The following is an 18,629-nucleotide window of genomic DNA, read 5'->3' as shown; positions in this document are numbered from 1 at the left end:
GCGTCGGCTCGTCCCCCTTCCATGAAAATTCTGCAGTCTGCTGGGCTGGGCCCGGTTGACTCTTCGAATTCGTCCGGTACAAACCGTGAACGGAAACGATGAGCCATACCGTTTCCCTACACGGGATCGCACCCATGACCGCCCACGGACTGCAGATAGCCACGCGAATATGACTGCCATCGGCAGTTCGTAGTCGTTTGCTTGCAGTTCGGGCGGTTCGCCAAACTCTCCGAACTTTGACCTCCAGGCACGCGCCAAGAAGGTGCGTCCCTCTTCCCCAATGTTCATCGTAACCCGCTTGGCCGTGTGCCATCGGGAGAAGTGCGCATGTTTTTCATCGACGACACCGTTTCCACCGCCCGTCCGATCCGGATGGCCGACATCGACTCTCTTGGCTGCGAATGCATCACCATCGCCGACCTGATGCGCGAATGGCAGGGCCATCTCTACGAAGACGAGCTGTCCAAGCACTGCTGATCCTTTTCCCCAATCTGTAACTCACTCCGCCGATTGCGAAGATCGGCGTCGGCGGAGCCATGTCTGGAGACAAGAGATGAACGAACAACAGCTCATGAAGTTCTTCGGCTTCGGGGATGACCACGTACCACTCAAGAAGGTCGCCAAACGCCAGAAGAACAGGAAGATTCCCGTCAACGTTCCGTTGCGCAAGGGCGCACGGAAATCGATGAGGGCGCACTCGACCCTGATGCGTGACGCCATCATTCACTTCGAGTGCAATCCGGAGGTCGTGCGCATCAGCGACTTCCCAATGCGGCTGGAATACGAGGTCGAGGACCGATACGGCGTAATCGGCACGCTCGATCATGTCCCCGATCTCGGTATCTGGTCACGCCAGCAGCAGGCTTCCTACTTCGACATCGTTCCCGTAGCCGAACAGCGCGACATGCCTTGGCTGGAAAGCCGTACAAACAGGCTGAAGAGGACGTTCTGGGAAGACTACCGCGCGACCTATCGCGTGCTCGATGAAACCGAGCTGCACCGCCAGCCACGGTGGAAGAACTACCAGACCATCCGCTACCACGCCTGGCGGCCGAACATGGAAGCTATCATGGGGGTCCGGCGCGCGATGGCGTCGCTTCCCATCGTCACGGATATTGCGGCGATCACTCTGGCCGCCGCGCTCCCCAATCGGGCGCACGTCTTCTTCAACGACGACGGCACCATCGCGCAGTATCGCGAGCTTCCCGAAATCAAACGCGCGTTCTCGGCCGTGATGTGGCTCGCCAATGAAGGCGAGATCACCCTCGACATGTCGGCCGTCATCTCCTTCGCCACCAAGATCACCCGGAAGTCCTCCCTGTTGGCCAATATCGAAGAAAGGGCCAACTGATGAGCTTCATGCATCACAAAAGCACGTTCCTCACCAACGGAGCGCTCGTCCCCGCATCGAGTTACGCGGAACTCGACATCCCGCCCCATCCTGTCGGAGGCGGTAAGCACCAGCCGCAACGTTACAATTTCGGGCCTGGCTCGCAATTCGCTGTTTTCAATCTCGATCGGACCAAGGTCGCTTATTGCGCGGTGATGTCCAGGGCGCGGTACGGCGTCGGGGGCGAGAAGTTCATGGTCCAGAATACGGACACGAACGAGATGACGTTCCTGTCCGACTGGCAGATCAGCGTCCTGGAACGGGAGTTTCGCCTGATCCCGATCAATACCAAGGCAGAGCGCGCGTCAAAGAAGACCGAGCAACCGCAGATCAAGAGCTATCTGGCCCTCACGAAGGAGGCACGGACCACCGCGATGAAACGCTGGTGGTATGCCCGCAAGCTGGTGGAAGCGCGCCAGGGCGGAAAGGTCCGGCTCACCAAAAAGCTTATCCTCGAGGTGGCGGCTAAGCACGCGCAGGATAAAGGCCACGACAAGCGGCCCGCTTACAATTCGCTGAGGATGTGGCTCAAGAAGTACGAGGAGAACCCTTTCAACCGTCTGCTCGCGCTCGCGACCGAAACGTCCGGCGGCAACACGGTCAGGAAGTTCGATCCGCGGCTCGAGGACATCATCGATGAATGCGTGCAGTGGGCATGGGAGCTTCCCGCCGGTACAGCTCTCGACGTTCAGGAACAGATCAAAGTCGAGCTTGCGAAGAGCGAACACCGCCAGCTCGTGAAGGACATCACGCAGCCGGACGGGACGCTCCTCGTTCCCATGCTGCGGACCATCCAGCGGCGCTTCGCAGCACCGGACCGCTACTCGAAGGACCTTTGGCGGTTCGGCCCGGAATACGCGCGTCGCAAACACAGCTTCTACACGTCTCGGGCGCTCCCCGATCATATCCTGGGCATCGTGGAAGCGGACTATACCCTCGGCGACATCGTCGTGTGCGACGACGAGTTCCAGTTCCTGTTCGGACGCCCGCATATCCTGCTGTTCGTAGACAAGAAGAGCGGATGCATCATCGGCTTCGCCATCCACTTCGAGGACGAATGCTTCGAAGCCTTCCTGCACGGCATGCGCCTCGCCATGTACCCCAAGGACATGAGCAGGTTTCCAGGCGTCGAATGGAACCAGTACGGCGACTTTGCGGCCCTTGTGACCGACGCGGCGTCATTCCTGCGCGGTCACAAGATCGTGGGTGCTTCCGAGGAACTCGGCTTCGAACTCATCGAAAACGTGCCTGGAGAGCCAACCGGGAAGGGGCTGGTCGAGCGCATGCTCGGTACGCTGATGCGTCAGCTCTTCCACAAGCTTCCCGGCACCACGATGTCGAACCCGGAGCGCCGCAAACTATTCGATGAGAGCAAGGGGCTTGGCCTTCCGCTGATCACAATGCGCCAGCTTGAGGACTTCATGGTCCTTTGGATCGCGGATTACCATAAGACCCCGCGGCGCGGCATCGGCAAGCTTCCGCGACTCAAGGCCACCCCGGAGGATGTATGGCTGGCGGGACAGGCGAACATGCCGCCCCGCGACCCGATCGATCCGGAAATCTTCCTCGCCCTTGGCGGCCATACCACCGAGGTGACCATCCAGAACGACGGCATGACGTCGGAACACATCACCTACGTGTCCGAAGACCTGCTCGAGATCACCGCCCATCCCGATCATCGCCCGGGTGTCAAGTACAAGCTCACGGTCGAGTGGGGAGACATCTCCAATGCTTTCGTCGTCAATCCCTACCGCCCGGACAGGGTCATCCGCCTGCGCGCCAACGGCCGCTGCCTCGAGTATGCCCGCGGGACGACTATGTACCAGCACCGGAAGACCGTCGAGCATCACAACAAGCTGACCAGGGGCAAGCGCGTGACGATCGAGGACCTCATCGTCGCCAAGAGGACCCTGTCGAAGGAACTGGCGGACATCTACGACAAGAAGGGCCTTCAACGTAATGCCCAGGCGCTCCTGAAATTCCGGACCCAGGTCTCCAAGAAGCTCAAGCGCAGCGCCATCGTCACCGCGACGACCAGCGCGGCCGCGAGTGCGGGCCACATCGATTTCGCCGCTCCTTTGGAACCTAAATCGAAGCGGTCGAAGTCCTTGAGCAACCCGGCGAACGACCGTGACGGAACGCCCGAGAACTTTGCGGTCATGAACGCCGACGGCACCGTGACCATCCGCGATCCGCTCGAAGATGCCGTCAAGGAACATAAGCGTCGTGGTCGGCCCAGGACCGAGAAGTCCGGCCCCGTGAAGGAAACACCACCTGCGGCCGCCCCCATCGCTGCCGAGACCGCTGCCCTGACTGAAAAGACCATCGAAGACGCCCGCGCCGCGCGCCGCGCACGCCTGGCCAAAAACGGAGACACCAAATGATCATCCTGCCCAATTTTCATGAGGTTTCCTACGTGAACGACGAGAAGGCGCGTCTCGCCATGCTCAAGCTTTCCCCGGCCGAAAGGCAGGAGCAGGTCAAGAACCTCCTTGTCCGGTATCCACGCTTCAATACGGCTTACAAGGAAGTCTTCGGCCTGCATAAGCAGGGAAAGGACGGCGCGCCCATCACAGGCGAAATCGTCGGCTTCCTGGGCAATTCCCGCGCTGGCAAGTCGTGGCTCCTGAAAACGCTCCTGCGCGACAACAAACCGTATCAACTCACGCCCGAAAGCAGTTTTACCTATCCATTCGCCTACGTGGAGGTCATGGACAGGTGGGGCGCGCCTGACTTGGCGACGGCGCTCTACCTCGCCACCGGGGCGTCCTCGGTACCATACATCGGCGGTAAATCGCTCGAGAGCAAATGCGTTAGGCGCGTCGCCAGCCATGGCACCGTGTTCGTTATCCTGGACGATGCCCACTACATTTTCGAGGCCCCACCCGCGAAGCGGAAAGGCATGCTTTCGTTGATCAAGGCCTTGGCAGACAGCGGGGCTTGCTCAATCCTCCTGGCTGGCCTGAACGTCATCGAGGCGGGAATGTTGGAACACAGGCAGCATTTTAACCGGGCTTCCTTCCCGGCGGCACATCTTGCTGAACACGACACTTCGATGAACGAGGAACTCGACCACTACCTCGAATTTCTGGCGGGCGTTTCCGAACGCCTTCCGTTTGCGGAAGACTCCGGTCTCGACCGTGATGAATGGATCGATGAGTGGAAGCTCGCCGCAGGCGGTTCCGTCGGCCTGACGATGAACATCGTGATCGACGCCGCACGTCGCGCGATCGCAGAAGACGCGCCATGTATCGCGGGCAAGCATCTCAAGGCGGCCTGCTTCATGCGCAAGCGCATCGGCGAGACCACGTATCCTTTCCAGATGGCGGCGTGACATGACATTCATCCAGACCCTTGTATTTTCGCGCTGGGACATTTCTCCGGCATCCGACGAACCCGCCCACGGATACTTCATGCGGCTGGCCGAGCTTGAAGGCTCGGTCAGCATGACCACCTTCGCCCAATGGAACGACCTCGAGGTCAACCGCGTCGCGACCAATCAGTTGATGGAAACCCTCGAGCGGCATCCCATGCCGCCCGAGTGGTTCAAGCGGCTGCGCTTCAACACGCCGCTCCGTGACGGCGACGGCTATGTCCTCCGAGGACATAGTCTGCCGTACCACCACATTCGATTAGGGATGCGGCGCTGGTGCCCTGGCTGCATCCACGAGTCCCCCCGTCACCGCGGATGGTGGGAGGTTGAATCCATCCGCCATTGCCCGATCCACTGTGTCGAGTTGGTGACGCGCGATGAGGGCGGGACGCTTGTCCCTTGGTCGTGGCTCGGCTTTGAATACTCCCGTGACGGCTATGCGCTCGGCCATCCCTTGCCCAAGCGAGACGACGGCGCGCCGTTTGCCCGATATCTTCTCGGCCGCTTCGGCTGGCTCGAGCCGACCAGTGCGCCGTTGCTCGACGCCATCAGCATTCCCGACGTCATCGACTACTGCGAGTTCGTCGGCCGCTTTCTCGAAAACCCACCTGTAAGGAAACATCCCGCAATCGGCCAACACTCCGGGGACATCGGCTACGGCGCTCTTTGCGGGGACAGGGGAGACTTGGCCGAAGCATTCCGAACTTGGCACCGCAAATATCGGCGCGGACATAAGGCGAGGGGAGTCGCGGCCCACTTCAGTTGGGGCTATCCGATGCTAGCTTTTCTTCCCGAAAGCCTCCGATCGACACTGAGGCGTGCCTTCCAAGAGGCCGCCGTGTTCGAGACCGAAGGATACGACCGGCGTGTTAAAGACGAGGACTTCGACGTGGAGTTCGCTCCGCGTGTGGAGATTGCGAAGCAGCTAAACATCGAACCCCGCGCGGTCGAGCTCCTGGCTCGCGAGATCGGCGTCCTTCAGAAAACTCGAGAGCGCCGCACCGTGGCTGCCGAGGCCATCCCCGCTATCGCCAAATTCAAGGAGACCCTTATCGGGGTTGGCGAGGCGGCAAAGCGGCTCGGTATTCACCAGGATGCCATCCGCCATCTAGTTCACGCTGGTTACCTGTCCGTTTTCAAGGGGCTCAATCCCGGTCGACGTGCAGGAGGACGGTATTCGCCGGATCAGGTTGCCAATGTGCTGCGTTTGATCGAGGACCTCCCGGTGACTGGTCCCGTTGCCTACGGCCTTACATTCCACACCTATCGTGTCCGCAACAATATCCTGCCCGGCGAACTGGCTGTCGCGTGCCTGAAAGGCGAGGTCGTCATCTGCGAAAAGCGCAGCGACGTCCCTGGCTTCAAGCGACTCATGGTACACACGGACGCTAAGCGGAAACGTCAGTCGTTCACGCGCTCTGACGAGACGATGACCATGGGCGAGGCCCAGGCGCTCCTGAACATGACGTATGAGACGGTGTTCGTTTTGGTGAAGGAAGGTCATCTGGGGGAGGTGGAACGTAGTCCCCGTCAGGTCCTGATTTCCCGCGAGGCAGTCGAAGCTTTCGCTGCCGGCCATGCCAAGGCGTCCGACTTCGGACATGGCATGGGCATCTCCGGGCATGCGGTGACTTGGAGGATGCAGCGCGAGGGCGTCCGGCCTATCGTTAAATTCGTCAAGGGCGGAAAGCAGATCGACACCGTTTTCAGGCGGGACGATGTCATGCGGGTCTATGAACTGGAGAACGATCCAACAGTTTTGGAAGACGCCAGAGTAGACAGGTTCTGGGAAATCATCGTGCCAGAGGCGGCCAAGGTCTGTCCGTACCTGATTTTCCCGCCACGTCTGCCGATGTGTGGCCAACGCGTCTGGAACTCAAGCAGGGGTATGTCGGCGCACTTTCAGTACGACCCGGGTCTTGGTGGAATCCATATCAATTTGAGCGCTAGGGGCGAACGGCAGAATTTCTGGTTCGACCTGAATACGGAGGACTACGTCGTCTCAATAAAGGAAATGCTCGGTGTCTTCGACGCTGTGATGAAGGAGGCCACGGCGCGGCAAAACGCGAAGACGAGGGAACGGTGGAGGAAGCGGAAAACCGCTGACAACTCTGGTCCGCCAGCATAATCTCATCCTTCATTTCGGGAGAAGGTCGATGGTTGGCATGCGGATTGTCAGAATTTTGGATGCTAATGAGGAGGTAGAATGGCCGGGCGGTACAATTCTGGACGACAATGACGATTTCGTTGTTGTCGATCTAGGGGACGACGTTGTCTTCCAGAATGCAGATGGCTACGTGTTGGTGCAGAAGGATTACAAGGTCGACAATTGCGTTTGGCAGGTTCACAAAACTGATGCCGATCCATTCCCCTCACGGCCGCACGCACACTGCGTCGGCGGCCCCCACAGATTTGTTGGCAATAAGCTGCACCTTGGAACGAGGCAACTGTTCGCGGGAGCAAAGCCACTGGACCTCTTCCTTCACAAGAAGCCCTTTACCAAGCTCATCAAGTTGATCCAGCCCAAGTTCCCATCGATCAAGCTGCCATTGGAGTCCTGACTGTAGGGCATCTATCGGCCATCGACGCCGTCTCCTCCCGCGCTTCTTCGCCGGAATTACAGGTCTGCCTTGGGACCTCACTCGCGGCGATTCCAGATGTGGCAGATGTCGGTTCACATAGCCAACGCCTCCCAGGATGGCGTCAACAGGGGAAGTCCCGGTGCCGCGGCGCATCTCCACGAGGATTTGATTGCGGATGTAAGCGTCGACGTTCAGCCGCAGGCGGTACAGGATTTCTGGCTCGAGGAAATGGCCCTTCACCCAACGGTAAATGTTCGTCATTTGTTAACGGTGTCCACAAAATGGTGGAGGATCGGCACAGCACGACCATTGGGCGCAAGTTGTCGCGCCGCCATTCGAACGCTCCGAGCGTGCCGCGAGGTCGCGGCGTTGCCCTTCCGGAACAAAAAGGGCGATACATGTCCTCTGCGATCCGGCTTCCAATAAACCAAAGACACCAATAGGATACAGCCCACGGAGGAACCGCTCGATTCGATACGGACTTCAGGAGGCGTGGTGAAGCTGATCGACGACATGATGACGGTAAAGGAGCCCGAGAACGGCGGACGCACCGCCATCGACCGGTTCGACTTTCAGACCGCATGGGGCATATCCAAAGTTCTCAAACTGCATGCCGCCGATCTCAATTACGCCGTCGCCTTTGAATTCCATGACGACATCGTTTCGCTAGACGACGCCGACGCCCCCACGAAAGCTGTCTTCTATCAGGTAAAGACACAGGAAGCGGGAAACTGGACCATCACAAGACTGGTTGACCGTCCCATGAGCACGGGGAAGGTCCCTAAACCGAAAGCCTCGTTCGTCGGTAAGATGTTCGGCAACTTCAAGCGGTTTGGAAGCGCCGCTGAAAAGCTCGTCTTTGTCAGTAACCAACCCCTCGTCGAAATCGGCACGAAGTACGGCGAGGCCAGCTTCAGCACGGCGAAACCCGAAGACGTTGCCAAGTTCGTGACGGCAATGAAGCTCGAAAATAAGGGCTTCAAGGAAGTCGATCACCTTGGCTATTTCCATTTCGATTACTGTGAACTCAACCTCGCAAGCTACGAACAAGCCGTTTTCGGTGAGGTCAGTCTGTTCTTGAAGGACCACACCAGTGCCGAACCCGGTTCCGTCCCTTTCACGCTTCATCTCGCAAACGAAGGAAAAAGGCGTTCCAAGCGGCTCGCGAATGTGAAGAGTTTCGCCGACTTGAAAGCGTCGAAATTCATGACCCGGGCAGACATGGACAAGTGGCTCGGGGCACTGGACAGTGCGTATCTATACCGGCCAAGCTGGGAAACCACCTCGCGGCAACTCGCGGTTCCACATCAGGAAGACAGCAGGCTAGAGCGGGAGTGGAACAGCTACATGGCCGAACGCAAGCGCCGCTGGAGTGCTGGCACCCTAGAGCTTGCGGCAAACGTGAAGGAAACAGTCACCCCCGTCATCGACGCCGCTGCCACGTTGAAAGGGGGAATGGAAGGGTGCTTACCCCTTGTCTCTGACGAAGTGAGGCGCTGGAAGCCCAATGCGACCGATGACTTCGTTAAGGCGGTCATCCTCTACGAGTACAAGCGATGAGAGACAGCGACAGATTTCTCCTACTGGTCCGAAACCTCAGAAAAAAGAACCATGAAAAACTTGATCTTCGAAAGTCTGGAGTTGCTGTCGCTGACCGAACGGAAAGCGCGGAAGGTGGAGTTTCATCCCCTACTGACGGTAATAACCGGGGAAAACGGAGTCGGAAAATCATCTCTGATTAAGCACATATACTGGACCTTGGGTGCTGCGCCAGCCGTAATTCATCCGAAATGGAAGAAGGTAGCCGTCAAGGGGCTGTTGACGTTCACGATCGACGGCGTCCGATATAAGGCTCTACGCAACAAGGACCGCGTGGCGATTTTCGACGAGGGAGATCGACTCCTACTGTCGACGAACTCCTTCACGAGCGAACTCGGACCGTTCTTGGCCGATCTTCTCGACTTCAATCTCGTCCTCTCCAATAGAAAGGGAGAGCCCGAGCAGCCACCGCCTGCATATGCGTTTCTGCCGTTCTACGTTGACCAGGACGCAGGCTGGTCGAAGCCTCTGAATTCTTTCGACCGCCTCACGCAGTACTCCAACTTCAAGACTTCCGTGGTCGAATTTCATTCGGGCATCAGACCGAACCGATATTACGAATTGACTGCGAAAAAGAAGCAGCTGGACTTACAGACCAAGGAACTCGGGCAGGATCGCACCATTGTCCAGAACGCGATCAGCAGACTGCGGCTTGAGCCGGGTTTCAGCGGTGTTGAGCTGTCTCTCGAAGACCATGAAAATGCGATCCAGGACTTACTCGTCAAGGTCAAATCCATACGAGAACTTCGGCAGACCCGTGCGGCTGAACTTGCCGATATCGTTGACCGGCGAGTGCTAATCGACGAGCAGATCGCGATCGTCGAAGCATCGATTGCTGAGCTGTCAGAGGACGCGCAGTGGGCGACAGACGACATTCGGGATAAAATCCCTTGCCCGACTTGTGGCACGATGCACCTGAATGATTTCACCAACCGTTTCGCCATTTTGACGGATCGGGAGGAATGCTTCACCTTCCTCAGCGACGCCCAACAGAAGAAGCGGGGACTGGCCAAGAGTGTCGAAGAAATCCAGAGGCAAATTCGGTCGGCGGACGAAACGATCGCGGAGATTCAGGCCCTTCTCGATGAACGACGGGGTGACGTCACCCTTCGTGAGCTGATCGAGAACGAGGGACGCCGCACGGCGGCGGCCCTGCTTCGCAGCCAGATAGATGACCTCGAAACTCAGATCGGCAAAATCGTTTCTGAGATATCGGATATCGACACCGATATCCGCGAGATCGACAATCCATCCACACGGCAGACAGTCGAGAAGTACTACGCGGCCTTCATGTCTCAGTACATGAAGGCGCTGAATGTGTTGGACGCCGACAACGATGCCGTTACGAAGATCAGCGGCCGCATCGTCGAGACGGGGAGCGAACAGCCACGGCTCTTGCTCGCCTACATTCTGGCATTGGATGTAACGATCCGAAAATTCTCGACGGCGTTTGCAGCCCCGTTGGTTATCGACAGTCCCGTCCAGCAAGAGCAGGACATGACCAATGCACCGGCAATCATCAAGCTCGTCACGTCGGCAAGACCTCATAGCGGCCAGACGATTATCGGAACGATCTCGCTCCACGGCAACGCGATCGACGCCAGCATGCTGCGCGAGTTCACTGAGAAGAAGTCTATACTGTCGTCAGGAGAGTATGAGGCTGTCTATGCAAGGTTGTCGCCGCTGATAGAGCGAATGTGACCATCTGCCAGCTAGCGGTTCTCAATCCGCTTCGCGCCATAGTGCGCGGCGGACCACGACGCCGAACTTCACTCGGAGTCTCGGTCGACTACAGCGATGACCGGAGCATAACGATCCGTCCCGCATATCAGTTTCAGAAATGCAGGACGGATCGTGCCGATCATCCGAAGGCGGCGTTGATAACCTTAAACACCTTCTCTGAATGTTGCACTGCCTCTTTCGGCAGATCGTCTACGGATTTCCAGGTATCGAAGCGCTTCCACATTTCTGCCATCACGGTTCTCTTATCGAGTTTCTTGTGGCCGTATCGAGATTTCAGAAGGTGTTCTACGCGTTTCGTGATCATGTCCGATCCGTCCTGCGGCAAGTCGTCTAGCTTGATCGCCAAGCCGTAGGCCTTGTTGACGCAGTCAACGTAGAAAGCGTCCGGGAACAGGTCCTCAATTGCGAAATCGGTTTTCTTTGAACCGGCTGCCTGTCCTAGCATTAGCGTTCTGAACTTTTGCTCCTTCCCCTCAGCCAGCTTCGGAAGGTAAAGCTCAGTGATCTTGCTTTTTGCATCGTTCCCCGCCTCGTCGCTATCCAGCAAGACGCCTGCATCCCATCCTTGTCCAATAGCGAAGCCGGCGTACATCGGGGTCTTCTGCGCGCCGTGTGCGGGCCAGAGATAAACGCGGTCGGAGAGGCCCTCCTTGCCCCCGGACTTGAGGAGGCCGGACAGCTTGTTGAGGACGACGGTGTCATCCCCGCCCTCGACGATGAGGACCTGGCGGTTGCCGAGGATACCACTTTGATCTCCCGTGAGGCCCAGGCTTTGTTCGATGACAGCCATGGGTTCTTTTTGCTGGCTGACGATGCCCTGAGTTATCGAGAGATGGTGGTCACGGCTTTCCACGATACGGACACGCTCAGGATGCGCGAGATCGACCATAGATGCGAGGTGGGTGGTATACAGGATCGTGTTGTTCGCCGACAGCCTATCGAAGACAGTCAGGAGGTCGCGCTGGCCCGTGAAGTGAAGATGGACGCCAGGCTCCTCGAGCAGGAGAACGCAGTTCTTGAAATCGCCCTTGGTGGCATGCGTGAATTTCCACGCGAATGAAACGTACCATCGGAATCCTGTAGAACGCCGGTGGAGGCGTACGGGCATTCCAATATTCGCGTCCTCTGCGAAGATGTTCAGCGTTGGTCCATCGATTTCGATATCGAACTCAACCTCCTTCTGTCGCCACAGCTCTGAGAACTGCTTCGTCAGATACTTCGAGGCCGACCGCTTGTCGAAAGAACGGTTTGTGCGACCTTCGGCTGTCTTCCCTTTTTCGATGAAATCCTTGAGGTCGATGTTCGCGAGATCGAGAATAATCAGGACCGTCTGATCCTCGTTGCTCAGTTGATGGCGTTTGCCACCGACATTAGTCAGACGCTGATACAGCTGGTCCAGTTCGACTTGAGCGCCCGACATCTCGTAGTCGCGGATATAGACGAACTTCGGGACATTCTTGGTGGCCCACTCTGCGACCTTTGCTGGATCGAGCGCTCCCTCGGGATATCCAACGGCTTTGTGCTCGGTCTTGTAGCCATACCATTTGGTCAGGTTCAGCGATGCGTCGGTTGGCAGCTGCGGTTCAGGGACTGGGTCTTCGCCGTCGGCGGGAGCGGGAATAGGAACCCTGGCGGCGGAGAACAGACTGGCGATCTCCGCTGCGTTAAGTTCAAATCTCGCTTCGCATACAGGTTCTCCTTCGGCATCTTTTCTCCCTTCCCAACGGTCGACGGGCCAGTCCTCGTCTACCGAGTATTCAATATCGGGAATAATGGGGTTCAATACGTACAGGGCTTCGAACAGATTGCTTTTCCCTGCCTCATTCTGCCCGACGAAAGCCGTGATCCGATTGGCCTCGATCCACCCGGAGTCCAAGATATTGCGGAAATTCTGGACCCTGAAACCTGCGAATTTCATGCACTGCATCTCCTGACATTGGTTGTAGTCCATGATGTTAACCCGGCAGGGGTGCAGGGGGAAGGTAGCTTTGCGAGAGGCCGACGGGTTCCTTGATTTCCTGCCTTTCTGGAGTGCCGCGATTTGTTTCGGATCACGTATGCATCGATCTAAGGATTTTCCATCCTCGCCCGCCAGCCGTCACCCGCGCTCTCTTCGGCTTCATGCCACGTCTGCATGAGACGATTGACCATGTCGACCAACGGAAGGCCCATGAGGTCGTCGGGCAGTTCCTCCCATTCGCCGTCCGCGCGCTTTTGGATGACCTGTTCTATCTCTTTGAGGTTTTCCACGATGCCATAGACGAGGTCGTCGTTAGCCAGGAATTCCTGGACGGCGAGTTCATGCTGGTTTGCCTGTTGCTGTAGCCATCCTTCGAAGTCCGGCATACCACCGCCTCCGGGCTTCAGCAGTTTCTCGATGTCCTCGTATACCTCTCTGATGACGTCCCTGTTGGCGTCGGCCGCCTGAAGCGCTTCCAGGGTAGCCTTGAGCTTCTTCTTGAAGTCATAGGTCATGTAGAAGGTCTTCCCGGGCTTCTGGTAGACGACCTCCGCCTTTTCCAGCCGTCTCATGTAGGCCAGGACCTCCTCGTAGGCCGACTTGAAGTCCTCGGCCAAGGCGGCGATCTTCCGCGATGTCTCGGTCTTCATGAATACGAGGTCCGGTTTTTCCCACTCCCGCTCCCTGAACCTGTCCACCATGTCGATTGGCGACACGGTGGCGGGATATTGGGTGTCCATGAACCTGAAGAGCACAGCGGCCTGCCATTGGCAGCGGGGAACGATGAACGCCGACGGCTGGGTGTCGTCCGCGTCCATGAATTCATCAAGACCCCACAGGGACATCTCCTCGACCAGCTCCACAGCCTTCCGATGTCTGGCCGTCGGGGGTTCTCGATAGACGGCTACAAGCCGCTCAGCTTCCTGGCGTGCGGATTCCGAGGCAAGCCGCCCCCGCATTCCGAAATCATTCCGCCCCCCAATTCCGAGAATTAGTTGCCCCCTGATTCCGAGATGATGCCGCCCCCTGAACGGGGTCGTTTGTCGGGGTGTCCTGCTGGTGAGACGTTCCTCCTTTCAGTGTCAGAGGGGAAGGAACGGGATGCCAGCGGAGAGACTAAAGATGCGGCGTGTCCGCGAGATTCTGAGATACAGATTTGAGGAAGGGCTTGGCCACAAGTCGATTGCGGTGCGCGTTGGCGCGGCCCCCTCGACCGTGCGCGAGACGTTGCGCCGTTTGGAGCGTGCCAGACTTTCCTGGCCGTTGGGCGACGATGTCAGCGATGCGGTGTTGGAAGCGGCTCTCTATAAAGCTGCCGGCACGAAGACCGGTCACCGGCGCAGCGTTGAACCGGATTGGGCGCATGTTCATCGCGAACTGAAACGCAAGCATGTGACGCTGCAGATCCTGTGGGACGAGTATATCGGCCTTCATCCCGATGGATATCGCTACAGCCGCTACTGCGATTTGTATCGCGCTTGGGCCCTGAAGCTGCCGGTGACGCTGCGCCAGGACCATGCGGCCGGCGAAAAGCTGTTCGTCGACTATGCCGGCGACACGGTCACAGTGGTCATCGACCGATTGTCGGGAAAGACGCGGCAAGCGCACCTGTTCGTGGCAGTGCTCGGGGCATCGAGCCTGTCATTCGCACATGCTCGCTGGAGCGAAACACTTCCCGACTGGATTGAATGCCACCTGCTGGCGCTTGAGGCGTTCGGTGGTGCGCCGGCGCTGCTGGTGCCCGATAATGCCAAGGTCGCCGTCATCAAGGCCTGCCATTTTGATCCGCAGGTCAATCGCACCTATGCCGGCATGGCAGCGCATTACGGAAGCGCTGTTCTTCCGACGCGACCGCGCCGGCCGCGCGATAAGGAGCGGACATCACGATGCACCTTGTTGGAGTGGTTGAGCGACAATTAATCTGGGTTGACGGCCACCATATCGACTGCCGGCGCCTTTTTCGAGTCTGACGTTGCCCGGCGGTTCGTACAAGTATCGATGGTTGCTGGCGTATCGATGACGCTTGAGAGTGCCTTTGCGCCCGAGTTGGTGAACGGTCGATTCGCATACGCCGAGCTGCTGGGCTACTTCCTCGCCGGTGAGCATGCCGCCCTCGCGCAGCCGTTCGTACCGGCTCTTCAAACCATAGGTGCGGCGCACGAGCATGACCTTCTTCGGCGTGAAGGGTTCGCCGCGCCAGTTGCGATGCCCGAGTTCGTTGAGACGAGCGGCGATCTGCCGGTCGTTGGTGGCCTCCAGCAGCTCGTTGATCAACGCCACGACCTGTGCCGGCGTCTTGCGTATCACCGACATAGGCCGAGGTCTGGCCACCGACAGGCTCTGCGTGCGCCCGCCGCGCCAACGGATGTTGATGTTGACCTCATCGTCGACGAGCAGCGTCACGTCTTCGATGAGAAGGCCGAGCATGCGCTTGCGTTCGACGGCACCGGTGCGCTCGTCGTTCCAGATGCGCGGGAAATCGGCGGTCAGCGCCCTGATGCGCTGCTGCGCTGGCTCGTCCAGCAGCGAGTGGTCGGCCTCGTTCTGGCGCTCGTGCTCGCGCTGGAGTGCGTCGAGGTCGCGCAGCCGTGCGTTCCAGTCGGCTTCCAGCGCGTCGGCGACCAGGCGGTTGTCCGGATCGACCTTCAGGTAGCGCCGGCGGGCCAGTTCAGCCTCATAGCGGGCGCGTTGCAGCTGCGTGCCGCGCAGCGCCGCGGCCTGCTCCACGCGCTGGGTGATCTCCTGCTGCACGGCAAGCGCGACATCGATCGCTGCCGGCGCCATTACCTCCAGCAGTAGCGCGCTCACCGCCTCGTCGACCGGAGCACCGCGCACCCATTGGCAGTGTTTGCCGGCGTGTCGCACGACGGCTTCGTTGCAGACGTAATATGGGCGCAGCCGCCCCTCGAACGGCTCGTAATGGACCCGCATGCGTGCACCGCAGCGGCCGCACAGCAGCCGTCCCTGCAACAGGCCGCTGCCCTGGCGGGGCATGCGTCCACGCAGGCCGGGTGAAAAACCGGTGGCGTTCTGTTCCAGGGCTGCCTGATTGCGTTCGTATTCGGCCCAGGAAATGTAGCCGTCGTGGGCGTCGGGAATCAGTACCTGCCAGTCGGATCTCGCCACGCGCAGTTGCACGGGCTTCAGCTTGGCATTGTAGGCGGTGCGCGTGCGTCCATAGGCGAAGGCGCCGGCATAGCGCGGGTTGTGCAAGATCTGGAGCACGCGGGAATGGTCGATCTCGTTCCACAGGACGTCGCCCTTGCCGATGCCGCGACGGATACGCCGCGGAAAGAGGATCTTCTCGCCCCGCAGGCGGCGCACGACGGCGCAGGCCGAGCCGGTCTGGCGGAAAGTATCGAACAGGAGCCGCACCGTGTCCTGGATCTGTCGGTCGGGATCGAGCACGACCCGCGCGTCAGGGGTGTAGACCAACCCGATCGGCAGCGGCATCTCGAGTTCGCCGCGGCGCGCCTTGTTGAGAATGCCGCCTTGCAGCCGCGACTTCAGGATGTGCAGTTCGGCCTCGCTCATCGTGCCCTTCAGGCCGAGCAGCATGCGGTCGTTGAAATAGGCCGGATCATAGACGCCGTCCTCGTCCATGATGAGCGTGCGCGACAAGGCGGCCAGCTCAAGGAGACGGTGCCAGTCGGCATTGTTGCGTGCCAGGCGCGACACTTCCAGCCCCAGCACGATCCCTGCATGTCCCATCGCCACTTCGCTCACCAGGTGCTGGAAGCCGTCGCGGTCCTGCGACTGCGCGCCGGAGAGGCCGAGGTCGCTATCGATGACGTGGACACGTTCGATCGGCCAGCCCAGCGCCACGGCGCGATCGCGCAGGGCGTATTGCCGCTTGGTGCTCTCGGTGTTCTCGAACACCTGACGAAGCGAGGACTGACGCACGTAGAGGAATGCATCACGCCGCAGATGGTCGGCGTCAACCTTTATGGCGATGTCAGTAGACATGGTTCCCTCGGGTCTCTGCTGCCAGCACCATGTTGGCGAGCATGTGCACGAGCTGGCGATCGTGCACTGCGACCGAAGCCGTAGGCCGTGATTCCAGCCGCCGATGCGTCGGCGGGGGAGGCTGCGCGATCAGCACCGCCAGCCCTTGCCAAAGGCCGTGGAAAACGATGGCGCCCATGTCCTTGGCGCAGGCCTGACCGCAAAGGACGGCGGTGCGCAGCGTCTCGTAGAAATCCTTGCAGCTGCGCGGTAGCACCGGGGTGCGTGCATGGGGCTCACCGTTTTTTTTTACGGGCGATCGCGCGTTCGATGCTGCGGGGATGGACACTGATGCCGAGCGTCGAATGCAGCAGTTCTGCCAGGGAGCGCGCCTGCAGCGGGGCGCCCGCATGCTGGTTCTGCTCGATGAGCTGCATGACCTCGTCGGTGAGTTTGTGGGCCGACTTTGGCCCTCGGGTGCGCGGCAGCAGGCCGGCAATGCCGTCGCGTTCGAACGCGGCCTCGGCCTGATAGTAGGTTGGCCGCGACAGACCGAAAAGCGCGGCGGCATCGGCCTTGTTGACGCCATCCTCCTGGACGTGACGCAGCATCTCGTACTTCACCTGCACGAGATCGAGAGGATCGAAGAAGGTGGACTCACGAAACCAGGGTGCACGGACGGCTTCGGGCCGCGCATTGAGTGCTCCGAGCTCGCGCAGTCGCTCACGTTTGGTCTCGTTGGGCATGGCATAACCTCTTCCTAGTGGTGTAAATCAAATTACGCCTCGATAGAGAACGTGTCAACCTAACGACGCCGGGCGATATGGCTGTTTATGCTGCATATAACTACAATGTAGAGGCAATTATCGCTGTGAGCGCCCGTATGATTCGGCATAATTAGATTTACATAATCGGCATAAATTGCCTGACACGCATTCAGCCGCCATGGCTGCGCTCGATTTGCTCGATCAATGCGGCTAGGGTTGCCAGATCATCTGGACGCACGAACGACCTACCGGCCGCGATCTGAATGAAAACATCGGGTGCAGCGACGTCCGTCCATGACGCAAGCAGCGAGCGAAGCCGCCCATCCGCGTCGTAGAACATGACGCGATCCTCGCCCCAGTTCTGCTTGCGTGTCGACAACACGAAGCGCTGGCCGCGCCACGGATGGAACGGGTGCGTGACCTCGAACTCTATACGCACTTGAGTGTCAGTACGAACTGCAGTCCTGGACTTGAAAGAAGGCAAAAGTCGAAGCCGCGGTTCGCATTGTCGAGCGCTGGCTGCTGGGCCGGCTACGCCACCGCGTCTTCTACAGCCTTGCCGACGTCAATGCTGCGATTGGTGAATTGCTCGTCGATCTCAACGACACCCGTGTTCTGCGCCGGGTCGGGCGCACGCGACGGCAGTTGTTTGAAGAGATCGACCATCCTGCTCTGCGGCCGCTGCCCGCCGAACGCTACGTCTTTGCGGAATGGCGCATACGCCGGGCCGGGCTCGATTATCATGTCGATATCGACAAACATTATTACTCGGTGCCCTACCGATTTGCCCGTGAGCAGGTCGAGGCGCGCATCACCGCCAATACCATCGAGATCTTCCACAAAGGTGAGCGCATCGCTGCCCACCGACGCTCGAGTGGCAATGGCAAGCACACGACAACACCCGAACACATGCCATCATCGCATCGCCGCTTTGCCGACTGGACGATCGAGCGCATTAGCCGCGAAGCATCGGCAATCGGATCGGACGTTGCCTTGCTCTGCGAACGTATTCTCGCTGATCGGCCGCATCCGGAACAGGGCTACAGAGCCTGTCTGGGCATTATCCGCCTCGTCAAAGCCTTCGAGCGCGAGAGGGTCAATGCGGCGTGCGGCCGGGCATTGGAAATCGGCGCGCGAACCTATGGATCGGTGCGCTCCATTCTCGACAACAATCTCGACCGATCGCCAGCGTCAGCCGGCACAGCCTCACCTGAACCCATCCACCACTCCAACATCCGCGGTCCCCGCTATTACCACTGAGGAGAAGACC

General features: G+C 59.1%; 14 protein-coding genes and 2 pseudogenes. 10 read left to right on the top strand and 6 right to left on the bottom strand.

The genetic code is table 11. The features are described 5' to 3' along the window. The first annotated feature begins 327 nt into the window (after nt 1-327). From NGR_RS32420 to NGR_RS22435, 8 genes are all read left to right on the top strand, one after another. Entirely contained in the window at nt 328-477 is a 150-nt protein-coding gene (locus NGR_RS32420; RefSeq protein WP_012708776.1) for a hypothetical protein, read from the top strand. Nucleotides 478-571: 94 nt separating this feature from the next. Next, the gene (locus NGR_RS22465; protein ID WP_240545165.1) at nt 572-1,351 is read left to right on the top strand and encodes a hypothetical protein; all 780 of its coding nucleotides are present in this window, start codon (nt 572-574) and stop codon (nt 1,349-1,351) included. Continuing rightward, nucleotides 1,351-3,774 carry a DDE-type integrase/transposase/recombinase gene (locus NGR_RS22460; protein WP_012708774.1) on the top strand — a complete coding sequence of 808 codons (2,424 nt, stop codon included), beginning with the start codon at nt 1,351-1,353 and terminating at the stop codon, nt 3,772-3,774. The genes NGR_RS22465 and NGR_RS22460 overlap by 1 nt, the downstream gene beginning before the upstream one ends. Then, a complete protein-coding gene (locus NGR_RS22455; protein ID WP_012708773.1) occupies nt 3,771-4,724 on the top strand; it encodes an ATP-binding protein in 954 nt (317 codons plus the stop codon). Before NGR_RS22460 ends, NGR_RS22455 begins: the two co-directional genes overlap by 4 nt. Before the next feature lies 1 nt (nt 4,725). Beyond that, a complete protein-coding gene (locus NGR_RS22450) occupies nt 4,726-6,891 on the top strand; it encodes a TniQ family protein (protein ID WP_012708772.1) in 2,166 nt (721 codons plus the stop codon). Between the two features lie 28 nt (nt 6,892-6,919). After that, nucleotides 6,920-7,324, top strand: a complete 405-nt coding sequence (locus NGR_RS22445) for a hypothetical protein (protein WP_012708771.1) — start codon at nt 6,920-6,922, stop codon at nt 7,322-7,324. A 516-nt stretch (nt 7,325-7,840) separates the two neighbouring features. Next, complete coding sequence (locus NGR_RS22440; RefSeq protein WP_012708770.1) at nt 7,841-8,905, top strand: dsDNA nuclease domain-containing protein; 1,065 nt, start codon at nt 7,841-7,843, stop codon at nt 8,903-8,905. Nucleotides 8,906-8,956: 51 nt separating this feature from the next. Then, entirely contained in the window at nt 8,957-10,645 is a 1,689-nt protein-coding gene (locus NGR_RS22435; protein WP_012708769.1) for an AAA family ATPase, read from the top strand. Between the two features lie 160 nt (nt 10,646-10,805). Here NGR_RS22435 and NGR_RS22430 read toward each other — a convergent pair whose 3' ends face one another. Both NGR_RS22430 and NGR_RS22425 read right to left on the bottom strand, forming a co-directional pair. Then, nucleotides 10,806-12,605, bottom strand: a complete 1,800-nt coding sequence (locus NGR_RS22430) for an ATP-dependent nuclease (protein WP_193377885.1) — start codon at nt 12,603-12,605, stop codon at nt 10,806-10,808. A 149-nt stretch (nt 12,606-12,754) separates the two neighbouring features. Continuing rightward, nucleotides 12,755-13,606 (bottom strand): hypothetical protein, encoded by an 852-nt coding sequence (locus tag NGR_RS22425; RefSeq protein ID WP_164924412.1) that lies wholly within the window; start codon nt 13,604-13,606, stop codon nt 12,755-12,757. A gap of 163 nt (nt 13,607-13,769) precedes the next feature. Here NGR_RS22425 and istA point away from each other — a divergent pair. Beyond that, nucleotides 13,770-14,555: pseudogene (istA, locus tag NGR_RS22420) on the top strand (IS21 family transposase); the annotation flags it as partial. Here istA and NGR_RS22415 read toward each other — a convergent pair. From NGR_RS22415 to NGR_RS22400, 4 genes are all read right to left on the bottom strand, one after another. Next, a complete protein-coding gene (locus NGR_RS22415; protein ID WP_010875070.1) occupies nt 14,529-16,613 on the bottom strand; it encodes a recombinase family protein in 2,085 nt (694 codons plus the stop codon). The pseudogene istA and the gene NGR_RS22415 overlap by 27 nt on opposite strands. After that, nucleotides 16,603-16,869 carry a transposase gene (locus NGR_RS33250; protein ID WP_010875069.1) on the bottom strand — a complete coding sequence of 89 codons (267 nt, stop codon included), beginning with the start codon at nt 16,867-16,869 and terminating at the stop codon, nt 16,603-16,605. The genes NGR_RS22415 and NGR_RS33250 overlap by 11 nt, the downstream gene beginning before the upstream one ends. 19 nt (nt 16,870-16,888) lie before the next feature. Then, entirely contained in the window at nt 16,889-17,338 is a 450-nt protein-coding gene (locus NGR_RS33245; RefSeq protein ID WP_010875068.1) for a helix-turn-helix domain-containing protein, read from the bottom strand. 190 nt (nt 17,339-17,528) lie between these two features. Then, nucleotides 17,529-17,792 (bottom strand): DUF5372 family protein, encoded by a 264-nt coding sequence (locus tag NGR_RS22400; RefSeq protein WP_348774936.1) that lies wholly within the window; start codon nt 17,790-17,792, stop codon nt 17,529-17,531. A gap of 44 nt (nt 17,793-17,836) precedes the next feature. Between NGR_RS22400 and NGR_RS22395 the strand changes: the two are divergent. Further along, nucleotides 17,837-18,619: pseudogene (locus NGR_RS22395) on the top strand (Mu transposase domain-containing protein); the annotation flags it as partial. Nucleotides 18,620-18,629 lie beyond the last annotated feature (10 nt).

This window comes from Sinorhizobium fredii NGR234 (assembly GCF_000018545.1).
Lineage (GTDB): Bacteria > Pseudomonadota > Alphaproteobacteria > Rhizobiales > Rhizobiaceae > Sinorhizobium > Sinorhizobium fredii_A.
Note: the sequence above shows the minus strand (reverse complement) of the source record. Positions and strands in the feature narration are given on the sequence as shown.

What these genes read in the sequence shown, in the direction of transcription:
- NGR_RS32420 (WP_012708776.1), top strand. Translation starts at nt 328, where the DNA reads ATGTTTTTCATCGACGACACCGTTTCCACCGCCCGTCCGATCCGGATG.
- NGR_RS22465 (WP_240545165.1), top strand. Translation starts at nt 572, where the DNA reads ATGAAGTTCTTCGGCTTCGGGGATGACCACGTACCACTCAAGAAGGTC.
- NGR_RS22460 (WP_012708774.1), top strand. Translation starts at nt 1,351, where the DNA reads ATGAGCTTCATGCATCACAAAAGCACGTTCCTCACCAACGGAGCGCTC.
- NGR_RS22455 (WP_012708773.1), top strand. Translation starts at nt 3,771, where the DNA reads ATGATCATCCTGCCCAATTTTCATGAGGTTTCCTACGTGAACGACGAG.
- NGR_RS22450 (WP_012708772.1), top strand. Translation starts at nt 4,726, where the DNA reads ATGACATTCATCCAGACCCTTGTATTTTCGCGCTGGGACATTTCTCCG.
- NGR_RS22445 (WP_012708771.1), top strand. Translation starts at nt 6,920, where the DNA reads ATGGTTGGCATGCGGATTGTCAGAATTTTGGATGCTAATGAGGAGGTA.
- NGR_RS22435 (WP_012708769.1), top strand. Translation starts at nt 8,957, where the DNA reads ATGAAAAACTTGATCTTCGAAAGTCTGGAGTTGCTGTCGCTGACCGAA.
- NGR_RS22430 (WP_193377885.1), bottom strand. Translation starts at nt 12,605, where the DNA reads ATGAAATTCGCAGGTTTCAGGGTCCAGAATTTCCGCAATATCTTGGAC.
- NGR_RS22425 (WP_164924412.1), bottom strand. Translation starts at nt 13,606, where the DNA reads ATGCGGGGGCGGCTTGCCTCGGAATCCGCACGCCAGGAAGCTGAGCGG.
- NGR_RS22415 (WP_010875070.1), bottom strand. Translation starts at nt 16,613, where the DNA reads ATGTCTACTGACATCGCCATAAAGGTTGACGCCGACCATCTGCGGCGT.
- NGR_RS33245 (WP_010875068.1), bottom strand. Translation starts at nt 17,338, where the DNA reads ATGCCCAACGAGACCAAACGTGAGCGACTGCGCGAGCTCGGAGCACTC.